We start from the raw sequence: 23,270 nt of genomic DNA on the forward strand, positions 1-23,270 counted from the left end.
CTTGAAAAATTAAGAAATGGTTAAAAAAATCAATTTGTTTTGGTAGAAAAAGAGCAGCAGCTATTTTAATAAGCAGTTATATGAGGAGGTACTATGTATGACAAATATTCATAAAGAATTGTCCCTAGAACAACGTGAACAACTATTCAAAACTTTGAAAGTACGTTTTGAGAAAAACAAGCACCGCCATGAAGGTCTTGAATGGGCGAAAGTACAAACTAAAATAGAATCTAGGAAAGAAAAACTGTGGTCACTCAATGAAATGGAAGAAACCGGCGGAGAACCAGATGTTATAGGATATGACGATAAGACAGACGAATATATCTTTTATGATTGTTCTGCCGAAAGTCCTAAAGGTCGCAGAAGTATTTGTTACGACCGTGAGGCATTAGAGGCTAGGAAAAAACATAAACCAGAAAATAGCGCTATTGATATGGCAACTGCCATGGGCATTGAACTTTTAACCGAAGAAGAATACAGAGAGTTGCAAAGACTTGAGCAATTCGACTTAAAAACATCAAGTTGGGTGCAAACACCTGATCAGATTAGAAAACTTGGTGGAGCCATATTTTGTGATCGTCGTTACGACACTGTCTTTATGTACCATAATGGTGCCGATTCCTACTATGGGGCAAGGGGATTTCGTGGTTCGTTAAGGGTGTAGTATCATTCCGTCCATAACGCGAATCTGATGTTTAGTTAGTAAAATTCTAATTCAACATCAAGGCCATATCTAATTAGATTGTTCCTTTAATGTTGGCCTTAATTGTTATCTACTTTGACACAATTTTTTGTTTCTAGTAGTCCTTAATCTAATGCTATAATGTGTGTATGAAAGAAAGAAAAGTGGAGTGATTATAGTGGAGCAAATATTAAAGCAAATACTTGATGAACTTCAACATGTTAACAACCGACTTGATAGGTTAGATAAAGGCCAAGAAAACCTTCATTTCGAACAGGAAAGAACTCGGTCTGAGCTAGAGAGCCTTAAGCTTGGTCAACAGAGTCTACGTGTCGAACAGGAACGAACTCATTCTGGACTAGAGAGTCTTAGGCATGGTCAAGAGAGTCTACGTGTCGAACAGGAAAGGACTCATTCCGGACTAGAGAGTCTTAGGCATGGTCAAGAGAGTCTACGTGTCGAACAGGAAAGGACTCATTCTGGACTAGAGAGTCTTAGGCGTGGTCAAGAGAGTCTTCATTCTGGACAAGAAAAGCTTCAACTAGGACTAGACCAGTTAAAAGATAACATTATTAATGGACTTGGACCTTACTTTGAACAAATTGAGAAACACATCGATGCAAAAACCGACGACATTAAACATGCATTAGAAGAACAGCAAGGAGTCATTGAAATATTAGCAGCTCGTTCAATTAAGCATGAAAGCGAGATAAAAGATTTTAAACGCATACTAAAAAATCAATAAGAGAAATAAACTAAAATATACCCCGGAAATTATTTGGACTAAAACAGGATAGAATTTATTATTATTTATTAGCCTAATAATAATCCGAGTGAATATATTGGTAGAATACGAGTTGCAACAGCAACTCGTATTTAGTTTATTAAATCACTACTTACTCATGTTTGTTGAAGAAGTAGACTACCGGAGGTGTACAAACAAGATGAAAATACGAATACATTTTTTATTCTTTGCGTTTTTACTATTAATACTATCAGCTTGTAATGATAATGACGGGTTCAAGACAAATATTGTTGGAAATCCCGTTCATACTCTGGAAAATCCTTATACCGCTGAAGAAGCAGCAAAGAACGGAGATATTTTGGTAGGAACGCAAGAAAACCTGGAGAGGTTTTATGATTTCTTGAGAAATGTGGAAGAAGGGAAATCAGATCTTATTCGGGTTACGTACTATACTCATGAAGGAGCACCGATATATCATAATCTCGTATTTAACGAGAGAATTGAATACACTTTTGACTATACCCAGGATGCCTATTCAGGTAGCAATAATAGTCCAGATAGTATCCAATCAACTTATTGTTCTGGTTTAATTCAGGACGATACTGAAAAAGAAGCTTATGTTTTAACTGGCTGTGAATATGAGCATATAAGCCGTAATTTCCGCTTAGTCGTTAGCAAGAATTGAAGAGGATCCTAACGGCTTGAATATACAATTTGTTAAGATAAGCCCGGTTCAGTGAACTGGGCTTTTTCTTATATAAAATGATAATAATTCTAATCTAGGAGATAATAATAGTAATTAACAAATCATAAATTAGCAAATTAGGATTAAATTTTTAAATCTATGAAAACAAGATTAAACTTGTGCAAATTTGATATGGACCGAATAGTTAGTTTACATAACACAGATTAAGGATCAATACAGGAACAAAATATAGACCGGTTATAAACAAGTGTTAATCAAATAACTGTAGTTAATTATCAATTTAATTGATACTAAAGAGTTTAAGTTATAGATTAAATTCAAATGCAACCAATTTTGCTACTGAACATAGAAAACCTGGAGTCTCTCAAGAAATTTTTCGTTTTGTCTCAAAACTAAGAGTTTACTTATTAAATGAGACCCCTCTTCTTGGTTTCTAAATTGGTGCGCATAATATATATTATGTAAACTAGATAAAAATCAAATTGGAACAGCAAATGCTGCCCCTTATATTTCGTTCATCTTCACCTACAAATATAATATTTTACAAAGAACTTACTAATTGCCGTTGGACTTAGGCTTATCTATTGTAAGTTTCTACTTCCTATACCGATTTGTTCTATATACGTTAGACGGCTTAACATTTTTCTTTTGAAGATCCTTTACTATATACAAAAATGACCCACCGTGGTCCGCATACTAAGAGGCGTGGTGGGTTCTGTTATTCTTAAATTATACCTTGTATACACCTTTGTCAATAAATAGTGCATATATTGTAACTTTTCTTATTCCAACCCATTACCTCATTATTGTAGCTCACTCGGCATTCTGACTTTGAATGGTTCCATTCCCCTCTGGCTATACCCGTCATTCCAGACAGCAATTGACTGGCCAACCTGAAGCTCTGGAAACTCCTTCATATTTGTTCCATCTATCGTAATATGAGGTCGGTATTGATCAGATTTTAAGAGTTCAAGTGAAGTAGATGCGAGTTCCTCTACTGTCACGCCATACATGACTACCAATGTGTTTTCTTCCTCGTTTTTAGAAATGATGGTAACCTCACCTGTATATTGATTTAGATCATTCCCTAATTCGTTAATTTGTTGGTAGATCTCTCGTATTTCATGTAAATACCTTTGTTGCATCACAGGTTGACGTTGAGACTCATACCAGAAATAGCGATCTTGTTCCTGAATTGCTGCTATTTTTTCATCGAACAACACTAGCTTACGAGCCAAGTCTCCCAACACCTGCTCCATAAAATTATCGATATGTTTTGTTTGCCAATATAAGTAACTCATCCTACGGAAAATATACCAATCAATACTGCGGTTTTCAAAGAACATATCGTATTGTTGTTCGCTCGTAAACCAAAATTCATTGACACGGTAAAACTCTATTTGGCTTGGCTCATTCAAGCTTACCGAATCACTTAAATGAATAAGATTCACTAATTGCTTCGACCACGTTGCTGCCATTTCTCTTGCAGAGTCAATAAGCTCCCGAGTCTCTAAATAGTCTTCGCTCGCTTGTATCTGATTAATAATAGCAACAAGCTCACGCGATGTATTCCAGTCATGAAGGGCGTGCCTAAAAGATGTGTCTACCTTAGCGACATAGCCTTCATTTAACATACGGTAGTCTTTTGATAAACTTCTTATTTCCATAGCTTGATAGATCATAATTGCCATGACTAGCAATAATGTAGCACGTTTGAGCCACTTCTTCATTTTTAAATGTTCCATTCCTTTTTCCTTTCCATCGTTCCTAAAAAACAAAGTTTAATTAACCTTTTCTCTCTGACATATTAATTAGTTGCGTTCTACCCTTTCTATACCTAAGATACTTCTCTTATTACCGTCTCATATACACGCACCTCATACAACATACAATTATTAGCAATCGCATTTCACCACTAGTTTCACTAGAGTAATATCCAATTTATTGGAGTGCTTATAGTAAGTAAGTTGCTATTTACCACAACTCTTCTCCTATATCAAACAGCTAGGTTAATACAGCAAAGTTAGGAACTGCCATTGTTACACTTCCGAATTAACAGTTACACTCAATTGAAGAAAAACTATCAAAAAAAAGAGTGCATAACGCACTCTTAGTTACTGGTTTTACTTTTTAAAATATAAAGTTCTTTCTCCAGTTTATTTACCTTATCAAAAATAAAATCAACGTCAGTAATTCTTGATTCATTGGTTAATTCAAACTGTCCACCGACACCTTCAAGCTTTGCTTCAATACCATCAAATCGATTATGCATATCTGATTTTAAGTCGTTAATGTCCGATTTCATACTTTTCATTTCTTTTCTCATTTCAGTGAGTAGATCAAGAATTTGTTTCTCCATGTTATCACCTCTATCAAGATTATAATAGATCACTGGTAAATTAGCACTAGTTTTTAATTGAAAATATGGACTTTTTTGTTCCAATATTGCAATACATTCAATTTAGCAATGTTGTTAATTTTCTGGCATAGAAAAGGTTGTTACTCTATAAATTCTTTAAAAAATTCTGTTGATTTTTCTATTTGTTCTAACCTGGATAAAACTTCTTTAAATTGAAAATCTACTTTATCAAATCTTTCTAAGATGATTTTGAGTAGTTGTTCATTATCCATTTTAATCACCTCTTATAAATACTACTTTTTATTATACTGCGAAGTACCCCATAAACTATGCTAATCAGTATCAACAATCATAATATTAATCGTATCCTGCTCAAAACAACCAAATATCCGATTTATCGTAGCCGTGTTTATTGCAGGTACAAGTCTTATGTATTTCATTTGTTTTTCAGTTGGTTCGTAATCCAAATCATCCTTGTAGAAACAGCCAAATTCATCTATGTCGATACTTATTTCGTATTTATGTTCCGATTTAATAAAAAGTGTCTCTACGATATCTACTTTTTTGTATGGCAAATCGTCGCTTAATTCAGAAAACAAAAGCTCTTTCTTATTATATTTATATATATATTTAAAAGTTTCATCGGTTACGTCATCAAAGTCATACGTAGCATATACTGCCCCGTTAATTTCAAAAAATAAATAACTGGCGAACTCAGTAGTTACTACTAGTTTCACTTTAAGGTGTTTTAAGATACGACCAGATGGAGTTGCTAAATTAGGAATATCCTTATGTTTCCCCTTGCTTTTACAATCTTTACAGATGTGTTGGCGGTGACCTTTTCCACTAAACTTTTCATTTGCTCGATAGCGACCACATACAAAGCAATAGTGTCCGCTCCTCTTCTTCCCCATACATACGACTTCCTTATTAATTATTTTTGTACTACACTGTATCTCTTTTTTACTCCCAATCAATTAATAGATTTTGATAGGTTTCTTTCTCCTCTTCGGTTAACATGTTTAAGTCCTTTTTTGCCTGGATAATTAAAAATTCATCATCCCAGCCATTGTAATTAAACATTTTCCAAATCTCTTGATTTTTCTTATGGAATTGGTGAATATGTTAAGTTAGCTCATAGTATGGGAGCTCTCCAGATTTCCATGCTTGAAAGTTTGCATATAACGGCTCTAATGCATCTTCAGTCACTTTCTTATTGTATAACTCGACAATTTCCCTATCACGTTTTCTCTCTGACTTCGATTTCTTTCGTTTGACCATTGTTTTTAAACTCCTGCTTTTTTTGTTAATATAGTAAGTATATCCTATCAATTATTTAAAATAAACGGATGACATATAAGGAGAAAAATGAATAAACTTGAGGAACAGCTTAAGCTGAAAATTGAGGAATGCAATAGACTGAAGCAAGAAAACAGTAAATTAAGAGAGTTGCTGAAACTGCATAACATTCAAGTGGACGAACCTAAACTAATACAAAATAAAAATTTTAAATCAAACCAGCAAGTGATTAAAGAAAGGCTTGATTTATTCAAACAATTATTTCAAGGACGAACAGATGTTTCCGCACTTCGCTGGGAAGCAGCCAATGGTAAGTCTGGGTATTCCCCTGCGTGTAAAAACGAATGGCATTCTACTTTATGTAACAAGCCGACAATAAAATGTGCTCAATGTTCAAATCGAGAACTCTTACCTTTGACTGACAAAGTTCTATATGACCACCTTTCTGGAAAGACTACGGTCGGTATTTACCCTATATTACCGGATGACAGTTGTATGTTTTTGGCTGTCGATTTTGATAAAAAGAATTGGCAAGAAGACGCTAAAGAATTTCTTAATACATGTAAGAAACTTAACGTACCAGCAAGCATTGAACGTTCTCGTTCCGGGAACGGATGTCATGTATGGATCTTTTTCAATAGCCCTCTTCCATCTTCACTTGCACGCAAACTAGGCAATGTGTTACTTTCTCGTACCCTGGAAAATAGATATGAAGTGGGAATTGAATCGTTTGATCGTCTATTTCCAAACCAGGATACCTTACCAATAGGTGGATTTGGAAACCTTATTGCCCTCCCACTTCAAGGACAACCAAGAAAGGTTGGGAATAGTGTATTTGTTGATGAAAACTTTATCACTCACTCTGACCAATGGGGATTCCTAGCCAAAGTAAAGAAAATGAGTGATGAAGAGGTTCGACGGATCACAGGTTTAGGAGGTTTACGTACTACTTCAACAAAAGACACTACTACCCCTATAATTATGCCTAAAAAGGTACAAGTCATAGTTAAAAACGGTATCTTCATTAACAAAGAAGGGCTTCCGTCCTCCGTGTTAAGTAAGATAATAAGTATAGCTACTTTTAAAAATCCAGAGTTTTATAAGGCTCAAGCAAAGCGTCTTTCTACGTATGGATTACAAAGAATTATTAATTGCTCAGACGATTTGGACAACTATATTGTTTTACCACGAGGGTGTTTAGAAGTGCTTGAGAAAAGTTTGCATGATCAAAATATTGAACTAGAAATTATCGACCAAACTAACATAGGTAATAAAAGGTCTATTCAATTTCAAGGGCAGTTGCGAGTTGATCAAGAAGAAGCAGTAAATCTACTCTTTAAAAATACTACAGGGACTTTAGCAGCAACAACCGGCTTTGGTAAAACAGTTGTCGCGGCTGCACTAATTGCTAAAAGAGGCGTAAACACACTAATAATCGTACATCGTAAGCAGTTAATAGAACAATGGAAAGAACGCTTAACAAGTTTTTTAGGTCATACAGTAAATATTATTGGTCAAATTGGCGGAGGAAAAGACAAAGCTACTGGTATCATTGATATCGCCACAATCCAAAGTTTAAACTATAAGGGACATATAAAGGATCTAGTCAAAGATTATGGTCAAGTTATCGTCGACGAGTGTCACCACATTTCTGCTTATAGTTTTGAAAAAGTACTCAAAGAGGTTGAAGCAAAGTATGTTCATGGATTGACAGCTACTCCCACTAGAAAAGATGGCCTTCATCCAATAATGAACATGCAGTTGGGGCCAATTAGATACAAGGTAAGTGCAAAAGACCAAGCGAAAGTCCTTCCGTTTGAACACATATTAATTCCAAAGTATACAACCTTTAAAAGTGCCCTTGAAGAGGAAAACAAAGACATTCAAAAAATATACAGAGAACTAATTAAGAATCATGAACGGAATCTAATGATATTTAATGATGTACTAGCCGAACTTGATAAAGGATCAGTACCACTCATACTAACCGAACGGCTCGAACACGTTAATGACCTAGTAAAAATGCTCAATGGCTTTGCGAAAAACATTATCACACTAACTGGTGGAATGAGTAATAAAGAAGAAAAAGAGAAGTTCAGTGCCCTAAGTCAAATAACGGATAATCAAGGAATGGTGATTATAGCCACTGGTAAATATATAGGCGAAGGCTTTGATTATTCTAGACTAGACACATTATTTTTAGCTATGCCATTTTCTTGGAAAGGGACACTACAGCAATATGTCGGAAGATTACATCGTGTCCATGAACAGAAAACAGTGGTCAAAGTCTATGACTACGTGGATAATAACGAGCCTATGCTTAAAAGTATGTTCGAAAAGAGGATGAAAGAATATAAAGATTTGGGATATAAATTATCTGATGTTAAGTCAGTAACACAGATGCAACTATTTTAATTAATTCATAGAACTTTTATGAAAAACAAAGAGTGTTGAAAAGAATTTTATCTCTTCCCAACACTCTTATAAAGCATTCACCTTTTCCACTTGCTTTACATACGTTAACTAGCCTTTGGCCTCTTCTGGTATTTGATTAGTTCTATCTTGTCACCTTTGAACTCTCTTTCAACTACCTTGTTCATCTCTTTATTCTTGTACGGCGATATCTTTATAGAAAGTAGCTTATATGTTAGATGGTCATGACTAATGACAGAGCCATGATGATCAACTACATCAATTTCTACTTCTAATAAGTATGTAGCTGCACTTTGTTTTTCAAAATGAATAAGCCTACAATTTCGATATCCTCCAGTTACCGACTCTCCGTATTCATCAAAAACAGATGAGATTATACTAGGAAAAATTAGTTCCAATAAAAAATTATTTTTATCAATTTCATTCATATTCTTAGAGTTTACATTAGTCGGCAGAGTGAAACCTGTTATAAGAATGATTGTAATTATAATTGAGTAGCTCCTCATGAATTCACTTCCTACATTGTTTTCTTATAATTTATTATTCCCTACTTTAAGATAAATCAAGATTAAAATGACCAAAGTAATAATTCCGCTTACATCTCTTTACTTTCAACCCGTTCTTTTTAGCCTTGAGGTTTATTGTCTGTATAATTATACAGCAATAACCACTCTATGAAACGCAAAAAAGCGTTCCTACAATAGAAACGCAATTCTTCCCATACCAAAACGATTGCTCCGTTAAGTATTAGACCTAAAGAAGAAAAAGTAGTTTTGGAAACAATTAATCTTTAATTAAATTGCCCTCTTCAAACGTATACTTTACTTCAGAGTATTCCTCACTAAATTCATCGACCACTACGTAGGCAATAAATAAACTTTTGTCTTCATCATATTGTACATAGTCCTGCTGATTGCCAAGTCCTAGAACCTCTTTTATACTTTGACTTTTTTCTAACTGTCCATTTTGCCATCTGACAATTGTTACATCTGGCCAATCCATGTGTAGCCCAGGAAATTGAATGACAAGTAATGTTTCATCCAGATCTGCAGTAAAAGGGGTTCCCCAGTCTTCAAATGTGAAAAACTTTTCTTCAGAGACATCAAATACAATATACTGCATTCTTCCTGGACCATTCGCAAGCAATTCAAAACTAGAATGAACAATTTGTTTCTTCTCTTGGCTTTCAAAGAGGATATCTATTACATATAACCCATCTGCATCTTCTTGTAATAAACCCTCACTTGTACAATCATTAAATTTATACGTATTATTATCATAATCTAAAAGTGAAACGGTAGCATAGTGACACAAGCTGTTTGGATCCGTATCCTTGTAAACATGGAGAGTAATGTCTTTTTCAATTAGTCTCCCTAAAGGAACGGACTTAATATATTCCCAGGTTTCTAATGGTTCACCTTCTACCAACTCATCAAGCTCAAGGAGTTTAAAGGAGATCTCTGCAACTTCAGGTGGAACAAATGCTGCTGCTTCTGTTCCGGGAGTGCTAGCGGTCTCCTTTACTTCAGGTGAACTAGAGGTAGAATGATTACCGCAAGCTGTTAAAAATAAGGCAATGAAACCTACTATATAGATGTTTTTTAAATTCATTGTACTGTAACCTCTCAAAATATATCTGATTTAAATAAACTGGTAAATGTCGATTTAAGACTATTAAAAGTGAACAGCTTCAATTTTTTACCTTATAAAGACATTGAGAAAAGTAATTTGATTTCCTCATTATATTTATGGAAAATGAATTGCAAGCAAATGAAATGGCACCATATATTACTATTCTTTGAGTTTAGATACTTTCATTTGTTTTCACCTTTAACGTTATCTGTGGACATTGAATTAAATAGAGGTAGACATAATCCCCCCTATAAATTTGCTTTAATCTTTTGAAGTTCTGGTTTTATTTTTGGTAATTCATTTTCAACTACTTTCCAGACAATAGATAAATCAACTCCAAAGTAATTATGAATTAAGACATCACGTAAGCCAGCCATTTCGCTCCAAGGAACTAACTTTTCTCGTTCCCTTAAATCCTTTGAACCCTTATTAATAGCTTCACCTATTACTTCAAGATTTCTAATTACTGCATCTTGAATTAATCTAGACGAAAGAAAGTCTTTCTCTTCCTGTACATATGAATTAATGTTATCAATACACTCAAGAATATGAGTTATATAAATTCGATCTGTTTTCATATATCAATAGCCTCACTTAGAACCTGTTGGCGTATTTCTTCGTGAATTGAATTTTCAGTAACTACATCAATATCTTTACCTAACCGTTCTTGTAACAGCTGCTTAAAACGAACTAAATCAAAAAGTGAACGATCTTTTTCAAACTCCACTAGAAAGTCAATATCACTATTTTCATTTTCTTGGTTACGAGCTACCGATCGGAATAATCTTATATTTTTTATGCCATTTTCATTTGCGATACGAATGATTTCGTCCCGCCTGTTTAGAATATCTTTTCGAACTGTCATTTTAGCACCTCGCTTTTAATTAATTTTAACATAAATAATTTATTTCTTTCCATTTACATCATATCTGCAGATCATCCCAAACCTGACTGCTTAGCTAAATTAATTCCTTTTTCATAAAGTAAGATTAGAAAGAAGAATATTTCTGTACATTATGAGTCTACTACTTAACAAGGTTTACCTATAATTAGTAATAGTGCAGTGGTAAACAACCTGTCATTATTTGGTACACTTCTTGTCATTAGTTAGTAAATATTATGTCAGAGGTCGTCCATTTCAATAGCTACCACCAATAAATTCCACAAAAAGAGCGCTAATTCCTTCTTGAATTAACGCTTCCGGTCAGAGATTGTAGTTTCTCCCATTATCTTTTTCGCAACTTGTAGACAGTCTTCTTTGCCAAAATCCTGACCAAACGCTTTCGTGAAAATTGATGCGATACCAGTTGCAAGAGCTTCTGGTGATTTAGCTTGTCTCAGTAGAGTAACAATTCTTGCTATCTCAAACTCATATTCATCATCAGGAGCAGCAGGTAGTAACCCAATTGGATCCCAATCATTAACGAACTCTTTTACTAATTTAAATTGATTATTGTACTTTATTTTTAATTCTTCCTTTGTAATAAAAATCTCTCCTTCTTACCAATTTCTAGTAGTACCAACATTAGTTTAAACAATATTTTTAAGCAAACGTTCATTCACTATCATTCCAGATATTAGGATTGTTAATTGTTAGATTTTCTCCACGCTCGATGAAATCATAACTATCTTTTGCACCAGTATACCAATCAACAACGACTAACTTCCCGTTTATATTACGCACGAGAAATTCAGTGACTTCACCATAACTACCTATAGTCTTATTTATTTGTACAGGAATGTGTAAATAGAGATAACCTCCATTCCCATCTTCAGTAAATTTCACTTCCCATGCGCCAATTTCAATATCCTGCACCAAATTGCTAGTAAGATCGTTCTTTGCATACACATCGTATTGTGATTTAATTTTCTGTTGAGTATACTGTTTAAGGTTATTGCTATCAATAAATGTGTCCAAATTAATATTTAAACCATTCCAGACCGCTTTATAATAGTCAGTCAATGCCCTCACACACATCTCATAGGCCGTTTCAATGTCAAGTTCGGATAGCTCACCTTCATTATGAGCTAAATATTTAGGAGAATTTTGTATTATCACCTTTTCAGTGATTGGAATAAATTCTGTATTTATAGCACTAACTGTAGTAATACCTTCTGAGATTACAGAGGTATTTTTTTCGTACTGATTAGTAGTAACCTCTCCACAAGAACTCAGCGTAAATAAGAGCACCGCTAACAGATAAGCATGTTTCATTTAATTTCCTCCAATTAAACTATTTACTTGCACACTCCTTTACTGTGTAGACGATGTTACTGTTAATTTTGTTACAAACGGAACGCTTTTTCTGAATTCCCCACCAAAATGGTTTTAAAAAGTTTAAGTTATCAATTAATCGTACTCTGTTGGCTAAATAAAAATAGCCGTCAAAGCGACGGCTGTAATACCCAATCAACATTTTTAGTTAACCCATTTTATAACTAATTGTTCCTACCTTCAATAACTTCTCTTATCTTCATATTATCTTCAACTTGAATTCGAAACGCATTAGCTGGCTCTGAATTATCGACAAGTAACCCTTTTTCCCCTTCGTCGTTCACTGCCAAATGCATTATTTTGGTTGTATCGTCATCAAACTTCAAAATTATATCGTAATCAGAGTTTCTGAGAAGAACATCAAATGCGTTGGTTTCTTTTGTTTTATTAATAATGGTAATTAAAGTAACCATAGTTTCATAATCATTTATCCTCTGTGTGTGTCGAAGGGATGATACAGCCCGAACTCTATTAAACCCTAAAAGTCCAGGCGCCTGCCAATTTCGATAAAAGATAATTTCTATTACTTCTTTGTCCTTATATGGAACACCTTCATACACTTCTTCGGAATTACAAGCAACCAGAGTAAAAACTACTAACAGAAGTGGTACTAATAATTTTCTCATATTTTCTCCTCACGTATAAGACAAATAAATAGGATGCATATAGCTACAAATGGTGTCAAAGCGTTAGTTTATTGGTTAACAAAAATTCCTTTAATCAAAAAACTCCATATGAGGTTTTTCCTTTCTGTAATAATCCAATCTATCTTGTAAAGTACCTGTGTGGAATTCAAATTTATGCCCGTCTGGGTCAGCAAAGTAAATAGACATTTTATCTTTTTCATCTCTTTGGCGACCTGAAAGGATGTTTACATTCAGCTCTTGTAGTTTATGGTACAAATCATCAAATTCTCGCTCTTCTATTAAAAAGGCTATATGTGTATATGATTGGTTTATTTCTTTACGAGGTATGTCTTTCTCTACATTGAGAGCAAGCCACATGCCTTTCAAATCAAAATAAGCAGTGCTTCTACCTTTTACTAACAACTTAGCATCAAATACTTCTCTGTAAAAATTAATAGATCTTTCTAAATCTGATACTGAAAATAATAAATGATTAAGCCCCTTTATAGACACTTTTATCACCTCAAGTTTCCTTTTTAATTTTGTGCTAAAGTAATTTCATGACACCGACATACTATAGCCCATCCATCTGATGCTCTCCTAAAAACTCATTAATTTCATTCACATTAGTCGTTCTTAAAATAATTCCTTTGTTATCCAACACAATGAATGTAGGAAATTCATCTATATTTAATGCTTTGATATATTCCTTTGCATGCTCCTTTTTTTGAAATGAAATAAGACGAATAACCTCTGTATTTACCATTGAATAGTCAAATGTGTTAGAGTGAATTTCAGATTTTTCTCCTAACTCATCAGTCATGTCTGTATCTTCCCTATATGTAGAAGGAAATTCTATCCAAAACGTATAAAGGTGATATTGATTTTCTCCTTCTGCTTTCATTTTATTAATCACTGTATTTTCGTTCATTTTATCTAGATTAACTCCAGGTGAACAAGCAGTTACTATAAAAACGAAAGCTAATATTGAAAAAATTTTTCTCATGGTCCACTCCTTCCAAAAGCCTCAAAGACTGCGTAAGAAATGGCGACTACCTGTTCAATAGTCGCCACAAATCCTATTGTTCTACTTCCTTTAAATGCTTTTGATTCACTAATGAAACAACAAATGATAAAAATAATAAACCAGCTGCTAACAAAAACGAATTTCTCACACCCCAGAATTCAGTTAAGATGCCGATTAGTAAAACTGCTGTTCCATAGGTTACTAGATACAGCGCATATTGTGCAGAATAAACCTTTGGTAATTCTTTCAGAGTAGCACTCTTTTGGATCGTTGTTTGTTGTGCGATACCTTTCAACTGTTCGGAAAAACCGATGAAGATAGATAACCCTAATGCTATCCATGTCAGTGAATTCATTGCAAACATGAAAGTAAAGAAACTTCCTAATAGTGTTCCGTACACTATCACTACACTTAAACGTTTGCCTATTAACTCACTGAAACGTAGGCTTAGTATTCCTCCTAGGATTAATCCTAGAAAGAAGCTAGCATTAATATATCCCCACCATTGCTCGCCAGCATGTAATACGACGTCTACATAGATATACAAGATGGCAGCTACCCATACTGTATTTGCCAAAGCTTCCATAACTCCCATAATATTTACCGTCCGTAACGCAGGACTCTTCCAAATAAGAATCCAACCTTGTATCAATTTTTCCCAGTTACCTATTGGATTCTTCTCTTCTTTACTATCATTGGAATTAATAAAATCAGTTTCTCGTATCAAAAACATCATGAAACTTGAAAGTAGATAGAGAGCAAAAGTGATCGTAATGACATAAATACTTCCCCAAAAAGCTACTAAAATTCCACCTACTGACCATCCACCAAGTCTTACTGTTTGATCTAATATAGACAAAAAACTGTTTGCCTTTACTAACTCACCTGACGGAATTAACAGAGGTACCATTGAATTTTGAGCTGGAGTCGACCAACCATCGAGAAAAGAAATCAAAAATACGAGCAAAAAAATCGGAATCATTTGATTAGAGTAATTGCTAAGCAACATTAAGCCCAAGCCTAGCAGCAGCAGAGTTTTTCCAGACTGTGAGTAGGCTAGGATATGCTTCAAACGGTACTTATCAATGAGCAGTGGCGCAATTAATCCACTAAGAAACTGAGACATTGTAATGAAAAAAGGGACCAAAGCCATATAGATCGCTGAACCCGTTAAATGATAAATCATTGTGATTAACCCAACAATGTATAGGACATCCCCTGCATTTGCAAACGTTTGGCCAATCCACAGAAAACGAAAAGACATTTTATTCATATTCCCTATCCCCTTTTAAACCAAATTAAATTTCCAAATAAAGATCATTTAATTGTTGTCAGAAAAGGGAAACTTACATTTTATCACTTCTTTCTTAGTAATCTAACATTTAACTGAAATGAGCGTGCCAAAGACAATTACTAATTAACAAAAGGATAGGGTTTTTATGTTTTAAATTAGTTAACTTCAATTTTAACACTTTTTTCCTTTTGTTAGAATATTAAATAAAATCTTAATTAAAAAATCCTATCTAAAGCTGAAATTGGATATAGATTTAATAAACAGAGTATACCTAGTTTCAGACTGTTGGCAAAAATTCGGTATTCATGTATAATCAAGCTAACAACTTCCTAGAATAAAAAATGACCGAGTGCTGGACACACCCGGTCTTTGCAACTACATGCCGCAGAGATAGCGGCCGATCTCAGGGTAGAAATAGCCCCCTTACTTGTCGGGCAGGGTGGCTATTTCTTTTTGTTTATATAGACGACAACAGTAATGATAAGTGTAAAAGCTGCTATTAGTAATAAGCCAAATTGAGCTATCAGACTAAATGCTTCATATGTCGTCAAAAGCCTCACCCCCTTTCCTAAGGGGATCAGCTGCCACCCTGCTATATGTAATTGCTTACTAAATTATACCAAACGTACGTTCTTTGGACAACAAAGATTTAATCTCTTTCTCTCGCTCTTTGCGTATCTCTAATATTCTTTTGAACTGTGATTGCTGCAAAAAGACTTAGAACAAATGCCATGCCGTAGAAACCTTTTTCACTCAAAATAATACTTCCTGCGTTATAAAGACCAATGCCCATCAATGAAATAGCGATGACTAAAGCTAACCAACTAATCCCGTAATAAATGTTGGTTACAGGAATACCTTCTTCACGATCTCTTACAGCCTTCTGTAAAGAAACTGCCGAATATAATCCAAAAACTAATACAGCAAAATAATACCCTTTTTCATTCAACTCCATTGTTGCATTAAATAACCCTATTAGGTATGCTGCAACACCTATTAACAATGCCGCCCAAGTTGCCCCTTTAAAAGCTGCAGTCGGTTCACCTTCTTTTCTTTCTATTTGAACCTTTGGTTTCTTAGATTTTTCTGTTTCCAATACCACTTCATCATTGTTAGACATTGGACAACCTCCTTTTTCATCTTTTAAATTGATTTAGATTTTTTGTATTTTATTTCCATGTGTAACTTTCTATATTTTACCATGCTTTTATGTATCCTGCTTCTTTAATATTTCAACAAGCTACAGAATGTAATAAATTCATCCTCCTTATCTGTATTTCATTGGTAAGGTCTTTTTTCAAGTTAATGGGGTTTATAACTTTCCAATTAACCAATCTACTAAATCAGTCTTATAAAACTAGAATAGAGTACAATCATGAACTAGACTATCTCAGTCATAGGTTCATAAATTGTACTCTTTTCCCTTTTGATTATTGAATATCAAGTCTTGCAACAAATGTTTTTGTAAGTTTAGAATTCCCTTGGAATCCTTCACCGACTAACACTACTTGCCCTTTGTGATTAAAAATATATCTCCCATCACCAGCAATCTTATAAGTTTCAATTGGTAAAAAGGTAGAATAACTATAGGCTAGTACGTTTGGCCCGTCAACAACGTAAAATTTAGACAGATCAGAACTAAAGCTAATATCACGGAAATTCGTTTTCACACCAATGTCAGTTACAATCCTCATATCTGTCGTGTTTAATCTAGTAGATCTAAACACAGATCCAGCAAAATTAAATATATACAATCCATCAGGAGAGATTTTGATATCTGTTGCCATTCGGTAATCACCATGATAAGGTGAGTCCCAACTGTTAGTAATGGCACCATTAGAAATCTGATAAACATTCATATCCCTTGGGCTTGAGTCAGAGTTAACAGTGTAAATACGATCCCCACTTGGATGTAAAGCTATTCTACTTCTTTGTCTAATTCCTGCTGAAGATACTTCTTCTCCTGTTTCCTTATGATAACTTTTTATTTGTGTCCATTGATTTGACCCAGAAGATACATAAAAATGATGGTCATCAGCAACAACATCATAAGGTGCAAGATCAATATTAAAGTAGTTTTTCATAGTGAAAGTTGGGACGTCAATTATCCCTACTCCACCTGGAACTGCCCTAAAAGAGCTATGAGGACCTTTCACAATCGTAACGAAAATTTCATCTTTGTGTTGAAAAATTCGTTCAGCTGGAAACGCAAACGAAACTACTTTTCTTTCATTTGTTTCATAGTTGAAAGAGACAACATCTCCCTGATCATTAATTCCATAAATAATCGGAGAATTGGGATCATGGATCGCATGAACAAACAAATCATTTACCCATGTTCGTGTATCTTTTACATCTTTTTGTTCTTCGATTGGTCCGATTGGCCCAACTGGTACATAGTCTTCGTATTCATCTTCAAATTCGTAATCAAACACTGGCATACTAGCAAACGTTTGTACTGGAATATGTTTATATCTCATTTGACTAAAATCTTTGATTAAACCTCGAATATAATCAGTTGCGATCGCAAAATTTACCGTGTCAAGGCCAAAAGAGTTAACCCCTACCACTGCACCTTTCATATTAACTAGTGGACCGCCTGAACTGCCAAACGTAATTGGTGCTGTTGTCTGAATAACTAAAACAGCAGGTCCAAAATCATCCTCGAACGAGTGTTTCCCAGAAACGATTCCTGTCGTAACCGTATTCTGTAATCCAAGTGGGCTACCAAAGGCAACAACATTTTCGCCTCTTCTGACATCTGAATATTTAACTAACGGTAATGTTGGTAAACCAATTTGCTTTTTAGACTTTAACAGCGCCATATCATAATAATCATCATAGGCAACTACCCCTTCTAGCTCATAAACTATACCGTCAGAGGTTATAGCCCTAGCCCTTACTCCACCTGAAATAACATGAAAGTTCGTCGCAATAAGTTGATTAGCTACAACAAATCCGCTCCCTTGCGAATAGAGTTCCCCGTCTTCATCATAGAGTTCAATCATTACTACACTTTGTTCATGGACTATAATATCTTGTAGTGATTGATCTTTACTTGAGATTGTTTTAAAGTCATCATTTAGTAAGCGTGACATAAATGCTGCGAAATGAGCTCTAGTAATATGTTGACTAGGTTTAAATGAACCATCAGGAAAGCCTCTTGTAATATTATGAGCAGCCAATACTTGAATGTTATCATAAAAAATATGAGATTTACTCACATCGTTAAAGTTCGAGCGATACTCACCTTTTAGCTCAAAGGCATTTACTAAAATTTTGGCCATTTGACCTCTTGTCAATAACCCATCTGGATGAAAGCTTCCTTTTCCATCACCAGAGATAATTCCTAACTGTGTTGCCTTAGCAATAGGTAAATAGCCTCGATGGTTTGTTGGAACATCCTTAAAATTTGGATTAGGAGCACCACTTAACGGAATATCTAATTCCCTCATAATCATCAAGATTGCATCTACTCTTTTTAAATTTTCATTCGGTCCAAAATTACCATTTGGATAACCACCAATAACCCCTCTTTTGTTAAGAAAGAGGATTTCACTTCGGAACGAACTCACATCTGGAAATATTGTTGAAGCTTTTGTCTCCATAACAAGCAATGGTTGTACAATAATTATTACCAAGAAAAACATTAATAGATTTTTAAACTTTCGCTTCATATTTAACCTTCTTTCAATTTTCTAAACTAATAGTAATAGATCTCCAGATTAAAATCTGCTTGTAATTAATGGAATTATAAAGAAGGAAAACCTTATATTTTAAAAACGAAAAAACCCCCATGATATCATAGAGGCTTGTAAGATCTATTTTGCTTTTTTCACATAAAAACGACCATGTTTCATCGCTAAGCGAGCGATAGTACCTGCGCCAAACGTATAAAGAGGATATAAGAACACAACCAAAATGACAATTAGAGGTATCTTATCAAAATACGGGATAAACGGCACTGAATGGCGTACTGCATCTGCTAACATAGCTAATCCAAGACCGAAAACTAATGTTAAGATAATTAACGGTGTAGAGGCTTTATATTCATAGATATTCTCATGACAATTTGGACATGGAAATGAAAACAACTTTTTTGTCTCAATCATATCTTCAATCGTGAAATCTTCCTGGCAATTTGGACAAGGACGATGATCCATAGTTTTTCCTTCTTTCTATTAGGCTCTTTTCGTAAACATTGTGGCTTTTTTCACCCTAAAATAATGGAAAAATACCCTAGATGAAGATATCACCCAATAAATTATGTAAGAAAAGAGCAATACTTACTAACTTAGTTGTGAATTTCTTAGTATTTTGTGTAAAAATCCGGCTTTTGGGATTTTTACGAAAGCAACAAACTTTGCGAAAACAGCCTTCTATTAAGATAAGAAAACTATAATCGTTTTTTTCGCCCTTTACTACTGGAAATAAGAGTAATATAGTGAGACTACTATCCTCTTAACAAAAACTCAATTTTAACTCTTTCCTCTTTTAATAACTCATGTCCATGTTCCATTATACATTGACGAATACACTCAATCTGCCCTTTAGTAGGAGACTGAAATGTTCTATTGAACGTATCTAACCATTTAGTTAGTTGTAATTTCCCTAACTGGCTGATTGCATTATCTTCCGTATTAACATAAAAGATTATAATGTATGGTAACGACTCCCATTTGGGTAGAGAACAAAGTAATACCGCGGCATTATATCTGGTATGGCTATACTTAGCATTTAGATAAGTGGAGAAAACTTCATCCTGTTGATAGTGAGTGAACCTAAGAGCCCTAGCAGCCTCCTTAGATACTCCACTGTGCTGATGGTTTAATAAGTTCATAAATTCTTTCTTATGGTTATTCCCATCTAATAGTAACACTGATCGTATCGCAGCTTTAATTGTGCCTACTTTGTCATCATCTAAAAAAGGCAAGATTAAAGGGATATGATCTTTATTTCCAACTTCACCCAAACCTAATAAAGCACCTTTTCTATTTACATTTGAACCATCAGTAATTACTTTTTCGTAATATGAGGAAAAATTCGATACATTTAGTTTCTTTAATAAATGTCTTGCAATAGACCTAATTGAACCACTCTTATCTAATAAGGCATTTTCTAAAACTGGTAAACTCTTCTCTTGATAAAAAAGATAATACTTTTCCAAAACATCTAATCTTATTTTTGGAAATGTATCGTGCGCTAACAACGGGTATAATTCATCAAACTCTTCCATCTTTATGTCATTAAGTATTTCCCGAAATAAGATAAGTCTTGAATGTGGTTCTTTTTCTTTTTTAAAATAACTTAGAAGAGAATTTTTATCAAACATCTTGGAAGAAATCATTATTCTGTAACAGAAAAATCTTACGTGACTAGATATAGATTGTGAACCTTGGTCGAGGAAGGGAATAGCTTCTTTTTGTGATAACAACTCGATTATTTTTTCAACGATTTCACTATGATCAGCTCTCTTCGATTTTTCCAACTTAAAGACAATCGGTAAATTTTGAACAATAGCATAAGCATTCTTTATGGTAAGGCTCTGTTCAACATGTAGTTTTGCTGTACTTCCAACTTCTTGGACCCAGTCATTACACCTTAGTAGAAAAAATGAAATTTCGCGCCCAGTTTCAAAGGATCCTAGTGTTTGTAATGCTTTTTCTCGATAAAATCCGTTTGGATGAAGTGTACATAATCCTAATATGGATACCTTAGCCTCAACAGACATATTGGCCAAAAGTAAGTTACTTGGACACGCATTTTTCCAGTCATAGTGCCAGTCGATAGAGGTCCTTTCACGAAAAATTGCATCTAACTTGACCATTTCACTGTTTGTTAATTTCGCAACGCAGTTATGGAGTACTTCAGCAATTCTAGCTTTTTCACCGTTCGACTTTGTTAATAGGAAAGTGAACGCTTCCGGTAAACTCGTCCAATCAAAGTCTTTCTCGATTGCACAAAGTACGTCATCTTTATATTCCTTTGAGTAACCATCTCCAGGTAAGATTTCTTTCTTTAAATAGCCCCAGTTCATATCATCTGTTCCTCTCTGCTCATATTAGAAATCATTATAAAGCAATACTAGATTAGGACTCTATACCAATTTATCCCTCTACAAAACAGGTACTTAAGTATAGAACCGAAATTGACCACAATCTGTCTTTTAGATGAAGTCAAAGTTCTACTCATCAGACTTTAAGATTTCTGAACGCAGTTTAAAGAAGATCAAATATCCAATATAAACAAAAACACCTAGAGCGAATATAAGCCTAAAACGATAGTTATCAAAAAAGAAGGAACCTATTAAAAAGGTAGTAAGGAGTACTATAAAATTAACAGATACAAATTTCGTATATTTAATTGCCCTTTTGCTGAATTCAGGTTGTTCTTTATACATCCACCTTTGTCCATATAACATACTTTCCTCAGGGTTAAAATACGTCCAGATCAGCACAATATATAAAGGTATTAAAGTTATAAATAAAATAATTATTTCACCCATCTCTGTTCCTCCAACTCAAAAAAACTTTACATTATATACGGCAAACAGCCCAAAAGGTTTCAAACCACCTATTTAAACGGTTGTATATAACAAAAGAGTTGCTATAGTAGCAACTCCTCTTAAAGTTTACCTTCTCCAGGTTTTTTGACAAATTTCTTGTAAAGAAGCAGAGTTCCCCACCCTCCGACTAATGCAATTGGTACAACTAACATACGAGACGGGCTGTCAGCTTGGAGCCAACCAATATTCATCATTGGCCCTATGTAAAGTAGGAAGAATAATAGTAAAAACCCTGATACAACTCGAATTAAAAACTCCTTCATGTAAACCCTCTTTTCTATATACTCATCTAACTATTATAGTAAAGATGCTATGAACAAGTAAAGGCGACTCATTTCTGAATCGCCCAAGGAATTTACGTTTTCGATTTATAAAGGATCAAGCCGTTTGCTACAATACCAATTAACCCTGTTATCGCAAAAATGTATGCCACAAATAATGGCGTAGAAGCTAAGGCTTCTGTTAGTATTCTAAACAGTCCAAAGAAAAAAATAACGAAATGGAATAGAAGCATCATGATTGTTCGAAAGTTATTTCCCATTTTATCCCCCAATATCAATCTAGTAAAAAGTATATATTATTAACGTGGGCCGATACTATTCTTAACTAATAGTAAATCCTATTTTCCCCAACTGAGTCGCCGTTTCCATACGATGGAACGCTTGAGAGAATTGATCTAATGTATACATGGAGTCAATCACCGGCTTAATGTTATGTGTTTCAATAAACTTGATCATCTCTTTGTATTCTTCTGCACTTCCCATTGTTGATCCAAGCAAATTAAACTGTCCATAGAAGAATTGACGAAGGTTTAGTTGCATTACATCCCCGGCAGACGCACCAAAAGTTACAATAGTCCCTCCAGTTCGCAGCTGATCGAGAGACTTGTTGAACGTTGCTGCACCAACACATTCTATCACGAGATCCATCTTTTCACCGCAAAGTGCCTGATTCCAATCTTCGTTACTGTCAATAGCCTTGTCAGCACCTAATTCAAGAGCTTTTGCACATTTGTCTTGAGACCTAGAAGTTACAATTACGGTTGCCCCGACTGCTTTGGCAAATTGTAGTAAAAACGTCGCAACACCACTGCCAATTCCCGGTATAAGAACCTTCATATTAGGTTGGATACGCCCCCTCGTAAACAATACACGATAAGCAGTAAGAGCTGCAAGTGACAATACACCCGCTTCCTCCCAGGTTAAATACTGTGGTTTCTCTATGACATTTTCAGCCGGTATAACTACGTACTCCGCAAATGTCCCATGAAAAGGATGTCCAACAATTTCAAATCCTGGTGGCGGTGCGTCACTTGTTTCCTTCCATCCAAGACCTGGATTAATCATCACTTCATCCCCGACTTGAACATTTGACACTCCTTCACCTATGGAGTCAATGATTCCAGCGCCATCTGATCCTATAATTAATGGTGGTTCCGTTGGGGTGTGTCGATTAAGAACAAACAAATCACGGTGATTAAGTCCTGTAGTCTTAAGTTTTATCCTTACCTCGCCTGCTTTTGGCTGCGGCATTTCCATATCACGATAAGTTAGTCCGTCAAAACCTAATTTGCCTACATGAACAACTGCCTTCATACTGTATCACTCCAAATTCTAAGTAGATTTTC

Annotated in this window: 28 protein-coding genes; 4 read left to right on the forward strand and 24 right to left on the reverse strand. The window is 34.7% G+C overall.

The genetic code is table 11. The features are described from left to right. The first annotated feature begins 97 nt into the window (after nt 1–97). The 3 genes from DS745_RS22825 (at nt 98) to DS745_RS22835 (ending at nt 2,112) form a co-directional block, all read left to right on the forward strand. Nucleotides 98–664, forward strand: a complete 567-nt coding sequence (locus DS745_RS22825; RefSeq protein WP_129080540.1) for a DUF4256 domain-containing protein — start codon at nt 98–100, stop codon at nt 662–664. A gap of 196 nt (nt 665–860) precedes the next feature. Then, on the forward strand, nt 861–1,427 hold the full coding sequence (locus DS745_RS22830; RefSeq protein WP_129080541.1) for a hypothetical protein: 567 nt from the start codon (nt 861–863) through the stop codon (nt 1,425–1,427). Between the two features lie 199 nt (nt 1,428–1,626). Then, on the forward strand, nt 1,627–2,112 hold the full coding sequence (locus DS745_RS22835) for a DUF4362 domain-containing protein (RefSeq protein WP_161568361.1): 486 nt from the start codon (nt 1,627–1,629) through the stop codon (nt 2,110–2,112). A gap of 824 nt (nt 2,113–2,936) precedes the next feature. On the opposite strand, the gene DS745_RS22840 is transcribed toward DS745_RS22835, so the two are convergent. The 5 genes from DS745_RS22840 to DS745_RS24755 all read right to left on the reverse strand — a co-directional run bounded on the left by DS745_RS22840 (nt 2,937) and on the right by DS745_RS24755 (nt 5,773). Then, entirely contained in the window at nt 2,937–3,878 is a 942-nt protein-coding gene (locus DS745_RS22840; protein ID WP_129080543.1) for a hypothetical protein, read from the reverse strand. Between the two features lie 365 nt (nt 3,879–4,243). Beyond that, a complete protein-coding gene (locus DS745_RS22845) occupies nt 4,244–4,576 on the reverse strand; it encodes a hypothetical protein (RefSeq protein WP_241657915.1) in 333 nt (110 codons plus the stop codon). Between the two features lie 56 nt (nt 4,577–4,632). Beyond that, on the reverse strand, nt 4,633–4,764 hold the full coding sequence (locus DS745_RS25425; protein WP_277750949.1) for a hypothetical protein: 132 nt from the start codon (nt 4,762–4,764) through the stop codon (nt 4,633–4,635). Nucleotides 4,765–4,824: 60 nt separating this feature from the next. Further along, entirely contained in the window at nt 4,825–5,406 is a 582-nt protein-coding gene (locus tag DS745_RS22850; protein ID WP_129080544.1) for a hypothetical protein, read from the reverse strand. A gap of 211 nt (nt 5,407–5,617) precedes the next feature. Then, complete coding sequence (locus DS745_RS24755; RefSeq protein ID WP_161568362.1) at nt 5,618–5,773, reverse strand: hypothetical protein; 156 nt, start codon at nt 5,771–5,773, stop codon at nt 5,618–5,620. Between the two features lie 87 nt (nt 5,774–5,860). Here DS745_RS24755 and DS745_RS22855 point away from each other — a divergent pair, with 87 nt between their 5' ends. Continuing rightward, a complete protein-coding gene (locus DS745_RS22855; RefSeq protein ID WP_129080545.1) occupies nt 5,861–8,206 on the forward strand; it encodes a TOTE conflict system archaeo-eukaryotic primase domain-containing protein in 2,346 nt (781 codons plus the stop codon). Between the two features lie 104 nt (nt 8,207–8,310). Here the strand turns inward: DS745_RS22855 and DS745_RS22860 are convergent, their stop codons facing one another. The 19 genes from DS745_RS22860 to DS745_RS22945 all read right to left on the reverse strand — a co-directional run bounded on the left by DS745_RS22860 (nt 8,311) and on the right by DS745_RS22945 (nt 23,238). Continuing rightward, entirely contained in the window at nt 8,311–8,730 is a 420-nt protein-coding gene (locus DS745_RS22860; protein ID WP_129080546.1) for a hypothetical protein, read from the reverse strand. Nucleotides 8,731–9,007: 277 nt separating this feature from the next. Beyond that, nucleotides 9,008–9,835: a hypothetical protein gene (locus tag DS745_RS22865; protein ID WP_129080547.1), complete on the reverse strand. Its 828-nt coding sequence runs from the start codon at nt 9,833–9,835 to the stop codon at nt 9,008–9,010. 269 nt (nt 9,836–10,104) lie between these two features. Then, entirely contained in the window at nt 10,105–10,434 is a 330-nt protein-coding gene (locus DS745_RS22870) for a HepT-like ribonuclease domain-containing protein (protein ID WP_129080548.1), read from the reverse strand. Next, complete coding sequence (locus DS745_RS22875) at nt 10,431–10,721, reverse strand: nucleotidyltransferase family protein (protein WP_129080549.1); 291 nt, start codon at nt 10,719–10,721, stop codon at nt 10,431–10,433. The genes DS745_RS22870 and DS745_RS22875 overlap by 4 nt, the downstream gene beginning before the upstream one ends. Before the next feature lie 326 nt (nt 10,722–11,047). Continuing rightward, the gene (locus DS745_RS25545) at nt 11,048–11,347 is read right to left on the reverse strand and encodes a DUF1871 family protein (protein ID WP_129080730.1); all 300 of its coding nucleotides are present in this window, start codon (nt 11,345–11,347) and stop codon (nt 11,048–11,050) included. A 64-nt stretch (nt 11,348–11,411) separates the two neighbouring features. Continuing rightward, entirely contained in the window at nt 11,412–12,071 is a 660-nt protein-coding gene (locus DS745_RS22885; protein WP_129080550.1) for a hypothetical protein, read from the reverse strand. Nucleotides 12,072–12,295: 224 nt separating this feature from the next. Further along, entirely contained in the window at nt 12,296–12,757 is a 462-nt protein-coding gene (locus DS745_RS22890) for a YhfM domain-containing protein (protein ID WP_129080551.1), read from the reverse strand. 90 nt (nt 12,758–12,847) lie between these two features. Next, the gene (gene fosM, locus DS745_RS22895) at nt 12,848–13,270 is read right to left on the reverse strand and encodes a FosM family fosfomycin resistance protein (protein ID WP_129080552.1); all 423 of its coding nucleotides are present in this window, start codon (nt 13,268–13,270) and stop codon (nt 12,848–12,850) included. A 61-nt stretch (nt 13,271–13,331) separates the two neighbouring features. After that, nucleotides 13,332–13,763, reverse strand: coding sequence for a hypothetical protein (locus DS745_RS22900; protein WP_129080553.1), 432 nt, complete (start codon nt 13,761–13,763; stop codon nt 13,332–13,334). A 73-nt stretch (nt 13,764–13,836) separates the two neighbouring features. Next, the gene (locus tag DS745_RS22905) at nt 13,837–15,057 is read right to left on the reverse strand and encodes an MFS transporter (RefSeq protein ID WP_129080554.1); all 1,221 of its coding nucleotides are present in this window, start codon (nt 15,055–15,057) and stop codon (nt 13,837–13,839) included. A gap of 464 nt (nt 15,058–15,521) precedes the next feature. Then, nucleotides 15,522–15,629, reverse strand: coding sequence for a putative holin-like toxin (locus DS745_RS25300; RefSeq protein WP_241657916.1), 108 nt, complete (start codon nt 15,627–15,629; stop codon nt 15,522–15,524). A 98-nt stretch (nt 15,630–15,727) separates the two neighbouring features. Further along, nucleotides 15,728–16,198 carry an inner membrane protein YiaA gene (yiaA, locus tag DS745_RS22910; RefSeq protein WP_129080555.1) on the reverse strand — a complete coding sequence of 157 codons (471 nt, stop codon included), beginning with the start codon at nt 16,196–16,198 and terminating at the stop codon, nt 15,728–15,730. A 310-nt stretch (nt 16,199–16,508) separates the two neighbouring features. Continuing rightward, nucleotides 16,509–18,755 carry an S-layer homology domain-containing protein gene (locus DS745_RS22915; protein WP_129080556.1) on the reverse strand — a complete coding sequence of 749 codons (2,247 nt, stop codon included), beginning with the start codon at nt 18,753–18,755 and terminating at the stop codon, nt 16,509–16,511. A 144-nt stretch (nt 18,756–18,899) separates the two neighbouring features. Beyond that, nucleotides 18,900–19,241 (reverse strand): hypothetical protein, encoded by a 342-nt coding sequence (locus DS745_RS22920; RefSeq protein WP_129080557.1) that lies wholly within the window; start codon nt 19,239–19,241, stop codon nt 18,900–18,902. A 290-nt stretch (nt 19,242–19,531) separates the two neighbouring features. Beyond that, nucleotides 19,532–21,115 (reverse strand): HEAT repeat domain-containing protein, encoded by a 1,584-nt coding sequence (locus DS745_RS22925; RefSeq protein WP_129080558.1) that lies wholly within the window; start codon nt 21,113–21,115, stop codon nt 19,532–19,534. A gap of 147 nt (nt 21,116–21,262) precedes the next feature. Beyond that, nucleotides 21,263–21,583 carry a hypothetical protein gene (locus DS745_RS24990; protein WP_196121303.1) on the reverse strand — a complete coding sequence of 107 codons (321 nt, stop codon included), beginning with the start codon at nt 21,581–21,583 and terminating at the stop codon, nt 21,263–21,265. A gap of 119 nt (nt 21,584–21,702) precedes the next feature. Continuing rightward, nucleotides 21,703–21,906, reverse strand: coding sequence for a hypothetical protein (locus DS745_RS22935; RefSeq protein ID WP_129080559.1), 204 nt, complete (start codon nt 21,904–21,906; stop codon nt 21,703–21,705). Nucleotides 21,907–21,998: 92 nt separating this feature from the next. Beyond that, nucleotides 21,999–22,184, reverse strand: a complete 186-nt coding sequence (locus DS745_RS22940) for a hypothetical protein (protein WP_129080560.1) — start codon at nt 22,182–22,184, stop codon at nt 21,999–22,001. Between the two features lie 61 nt (nt 22,185–22,245). Next, nucleotides 22,246–23,238, reverse strand: coding sequence for a zinc-binding dehydrogenase (locus DS745_RS22945; protein ID WP_129080561.1), 993 nt, complete (start codon nt 23,236–23,238; stop codon nt 22,246–22,248). Between the last annotated feature and the right edge of the window lie 32 nt (nt 23,239–23,270).

Source organism: Anaerobacillus alkaliphilus (genome assembly GCF_004116265.1).
GTDB lineage: Bacteria > Bacillota > Bacilli > Bacillales > Anaerobacillaceae > Anaerobacillus > Anaerobacillus alkaliphilus.

Coding starts and splice junctions, on each gene's coding strand:
- DS745_RS24755 (WP_161568362.1), bottom strand. CDS start 5,773: ATGGTCAAACGAAAGAAATCGAAGTCAGAGAGAAAACGTGATAGGGAA.
- DS745_RS22840 (WP_129080543.1), bottom strand. CDS start 3,878: ATGGAACATTTAAAAATGAAGAAGTGGCTCAAACGTGCTACATTATTG.
- DS745_RS22875 (WP_129080549.1), bottom strand. CDS start 10,721: ATGACAGTTCGAAAAGATATTCTAAACAGGCGGGACGAAATCATTCGT.
- DS745_RS22925 (WP_129080558.1), bottom strand. CDS start 21,115: ATGAACTGGGGCTATTTAAAGAAAGAAATCTTACCTGGAGATGGTTAC.
- DS745_RS22900 (WP_129080553.1), bottom strand. CDS start 13,763: ATGAGAAAAATTTTTTCAATATTAGCTTTCGTTTTTATAGTAACTGCT.
- DS745_RS22920 (WP_129080557.1), bottom strand. CDS start 19,241: ATGGATCATCGTCCTTGTCCAAATTGCCAGGAAGATTTCACGATTGAA.
- DS745_RS22870 (WP_129080548.1), bottom strand. CDS start 10,434: ATGAAAACAGATCGAATTTATATAACTCATATTCTTGAGTGTATTGAT.
- DS745_RS22935 (WP_129080559.1), bottom strand. CDS start 21,906: ATGAAGGAGTTTTTAATTCGAGTTGTATCAGGGTTTTTACTATTATTC.
- DS745_RS22890 (WP_129080551.1), bottom strand. CDS start 12,757: ATGAGAAAATTATTAGTACCACTTCTGTTAGTAGTTTTTACTCTGGTT.
- DS745_RS25425 (WP_277750949.1), bottom strand. CDS start 4,764: ATGGATAATGAACAACTACTCAAAATCATCTTAGAAAGATTTGATAAA.
- yiaA (WP_129080555.1), bottom strand. CDS start 16,198: ATGTCTAACAATGATGAAGTGGTATTGGAAACAGAAAAATCTAAGAAA.
- DS745_RS22915 (WP_129080556.1), bottom strand. CDS start 18,755: ATGAAGCGAAAGTTTAAAAATCTATTAATGTTTTTCTTGGTAATAATT.
- DS745_RS22850 (WP_129080544.1), bottom strand. CDS start 5,406: ATGGGGAAGAAGAGGAGCGGACACTATTGCTTTGTATGTGGTCGCTAT.
- DS745_RS22825 (WP_129080540.1), top strand. CDS start 98: ATGACAAATATTCATAAAGAATTGTCCCTAGAACAACGTGAACAACTA.
- DS745_RS22905 (WP_129080554.1), bottom strand. CDS start 15,057: ATGAATAAAATGTCTTTTCGTTTTCTGTGGATTGGCCAAACGTTTGCA.
- DS745_RS22940 (WP_129080560.1), bottom strand. CDS start 22,184: ATGGGAAATAACTTTCGAACAATCATGATGCTTCTATTCCATTTCGTT.
- DS745_RS22945 (WP_129080561.1), bottom strand. CDS start 23,238: ATGAAGGCAGTTGTTCATGTAGGCAAATTAGGTTTTGACGGACTAACT.
- DS745_RS22865 (WP_129080547.1), bottom strand. CDS start 9,835: ATGAATTTAAAAAACATCTATATAGTAGGTTTCATTGCCTTATTTTTA.
- DS745_RS22835 (WP_161568361.1), top strand. CDS start 1,627: ATGAAAATACGAATACATTTTTTATTCTTTGCGTTTTTACTATTAATA.
- DS745_RS24990 (WP_196121303.1), bottom strand. CDS start 21,583: ATGGGTGAAATAATTATTTTATTTATAACTTTAATACCTTTATATATT.
- DS745_RS22860 (WP_129080546.1), bottom strand. CDS start 8,730: ATGAGGAGCTACTCAATTATAATTACAATCATTCTTATAACAGGTTTC.
- DS745_RS22885 (WP_129080550.1), bottom strand. CDS start 12,071: ATGAAACATGCTTATCTGTTAGCGGTGCTCTTATTTACGCTGAGTTCT.
- DS745_RS22855 (WP_129080545.1), top strand. CDS start 5,861: ATGAATAAACTTGAGGAACAGCTTAAGCTGAAAATTGAGGAATGCAAT.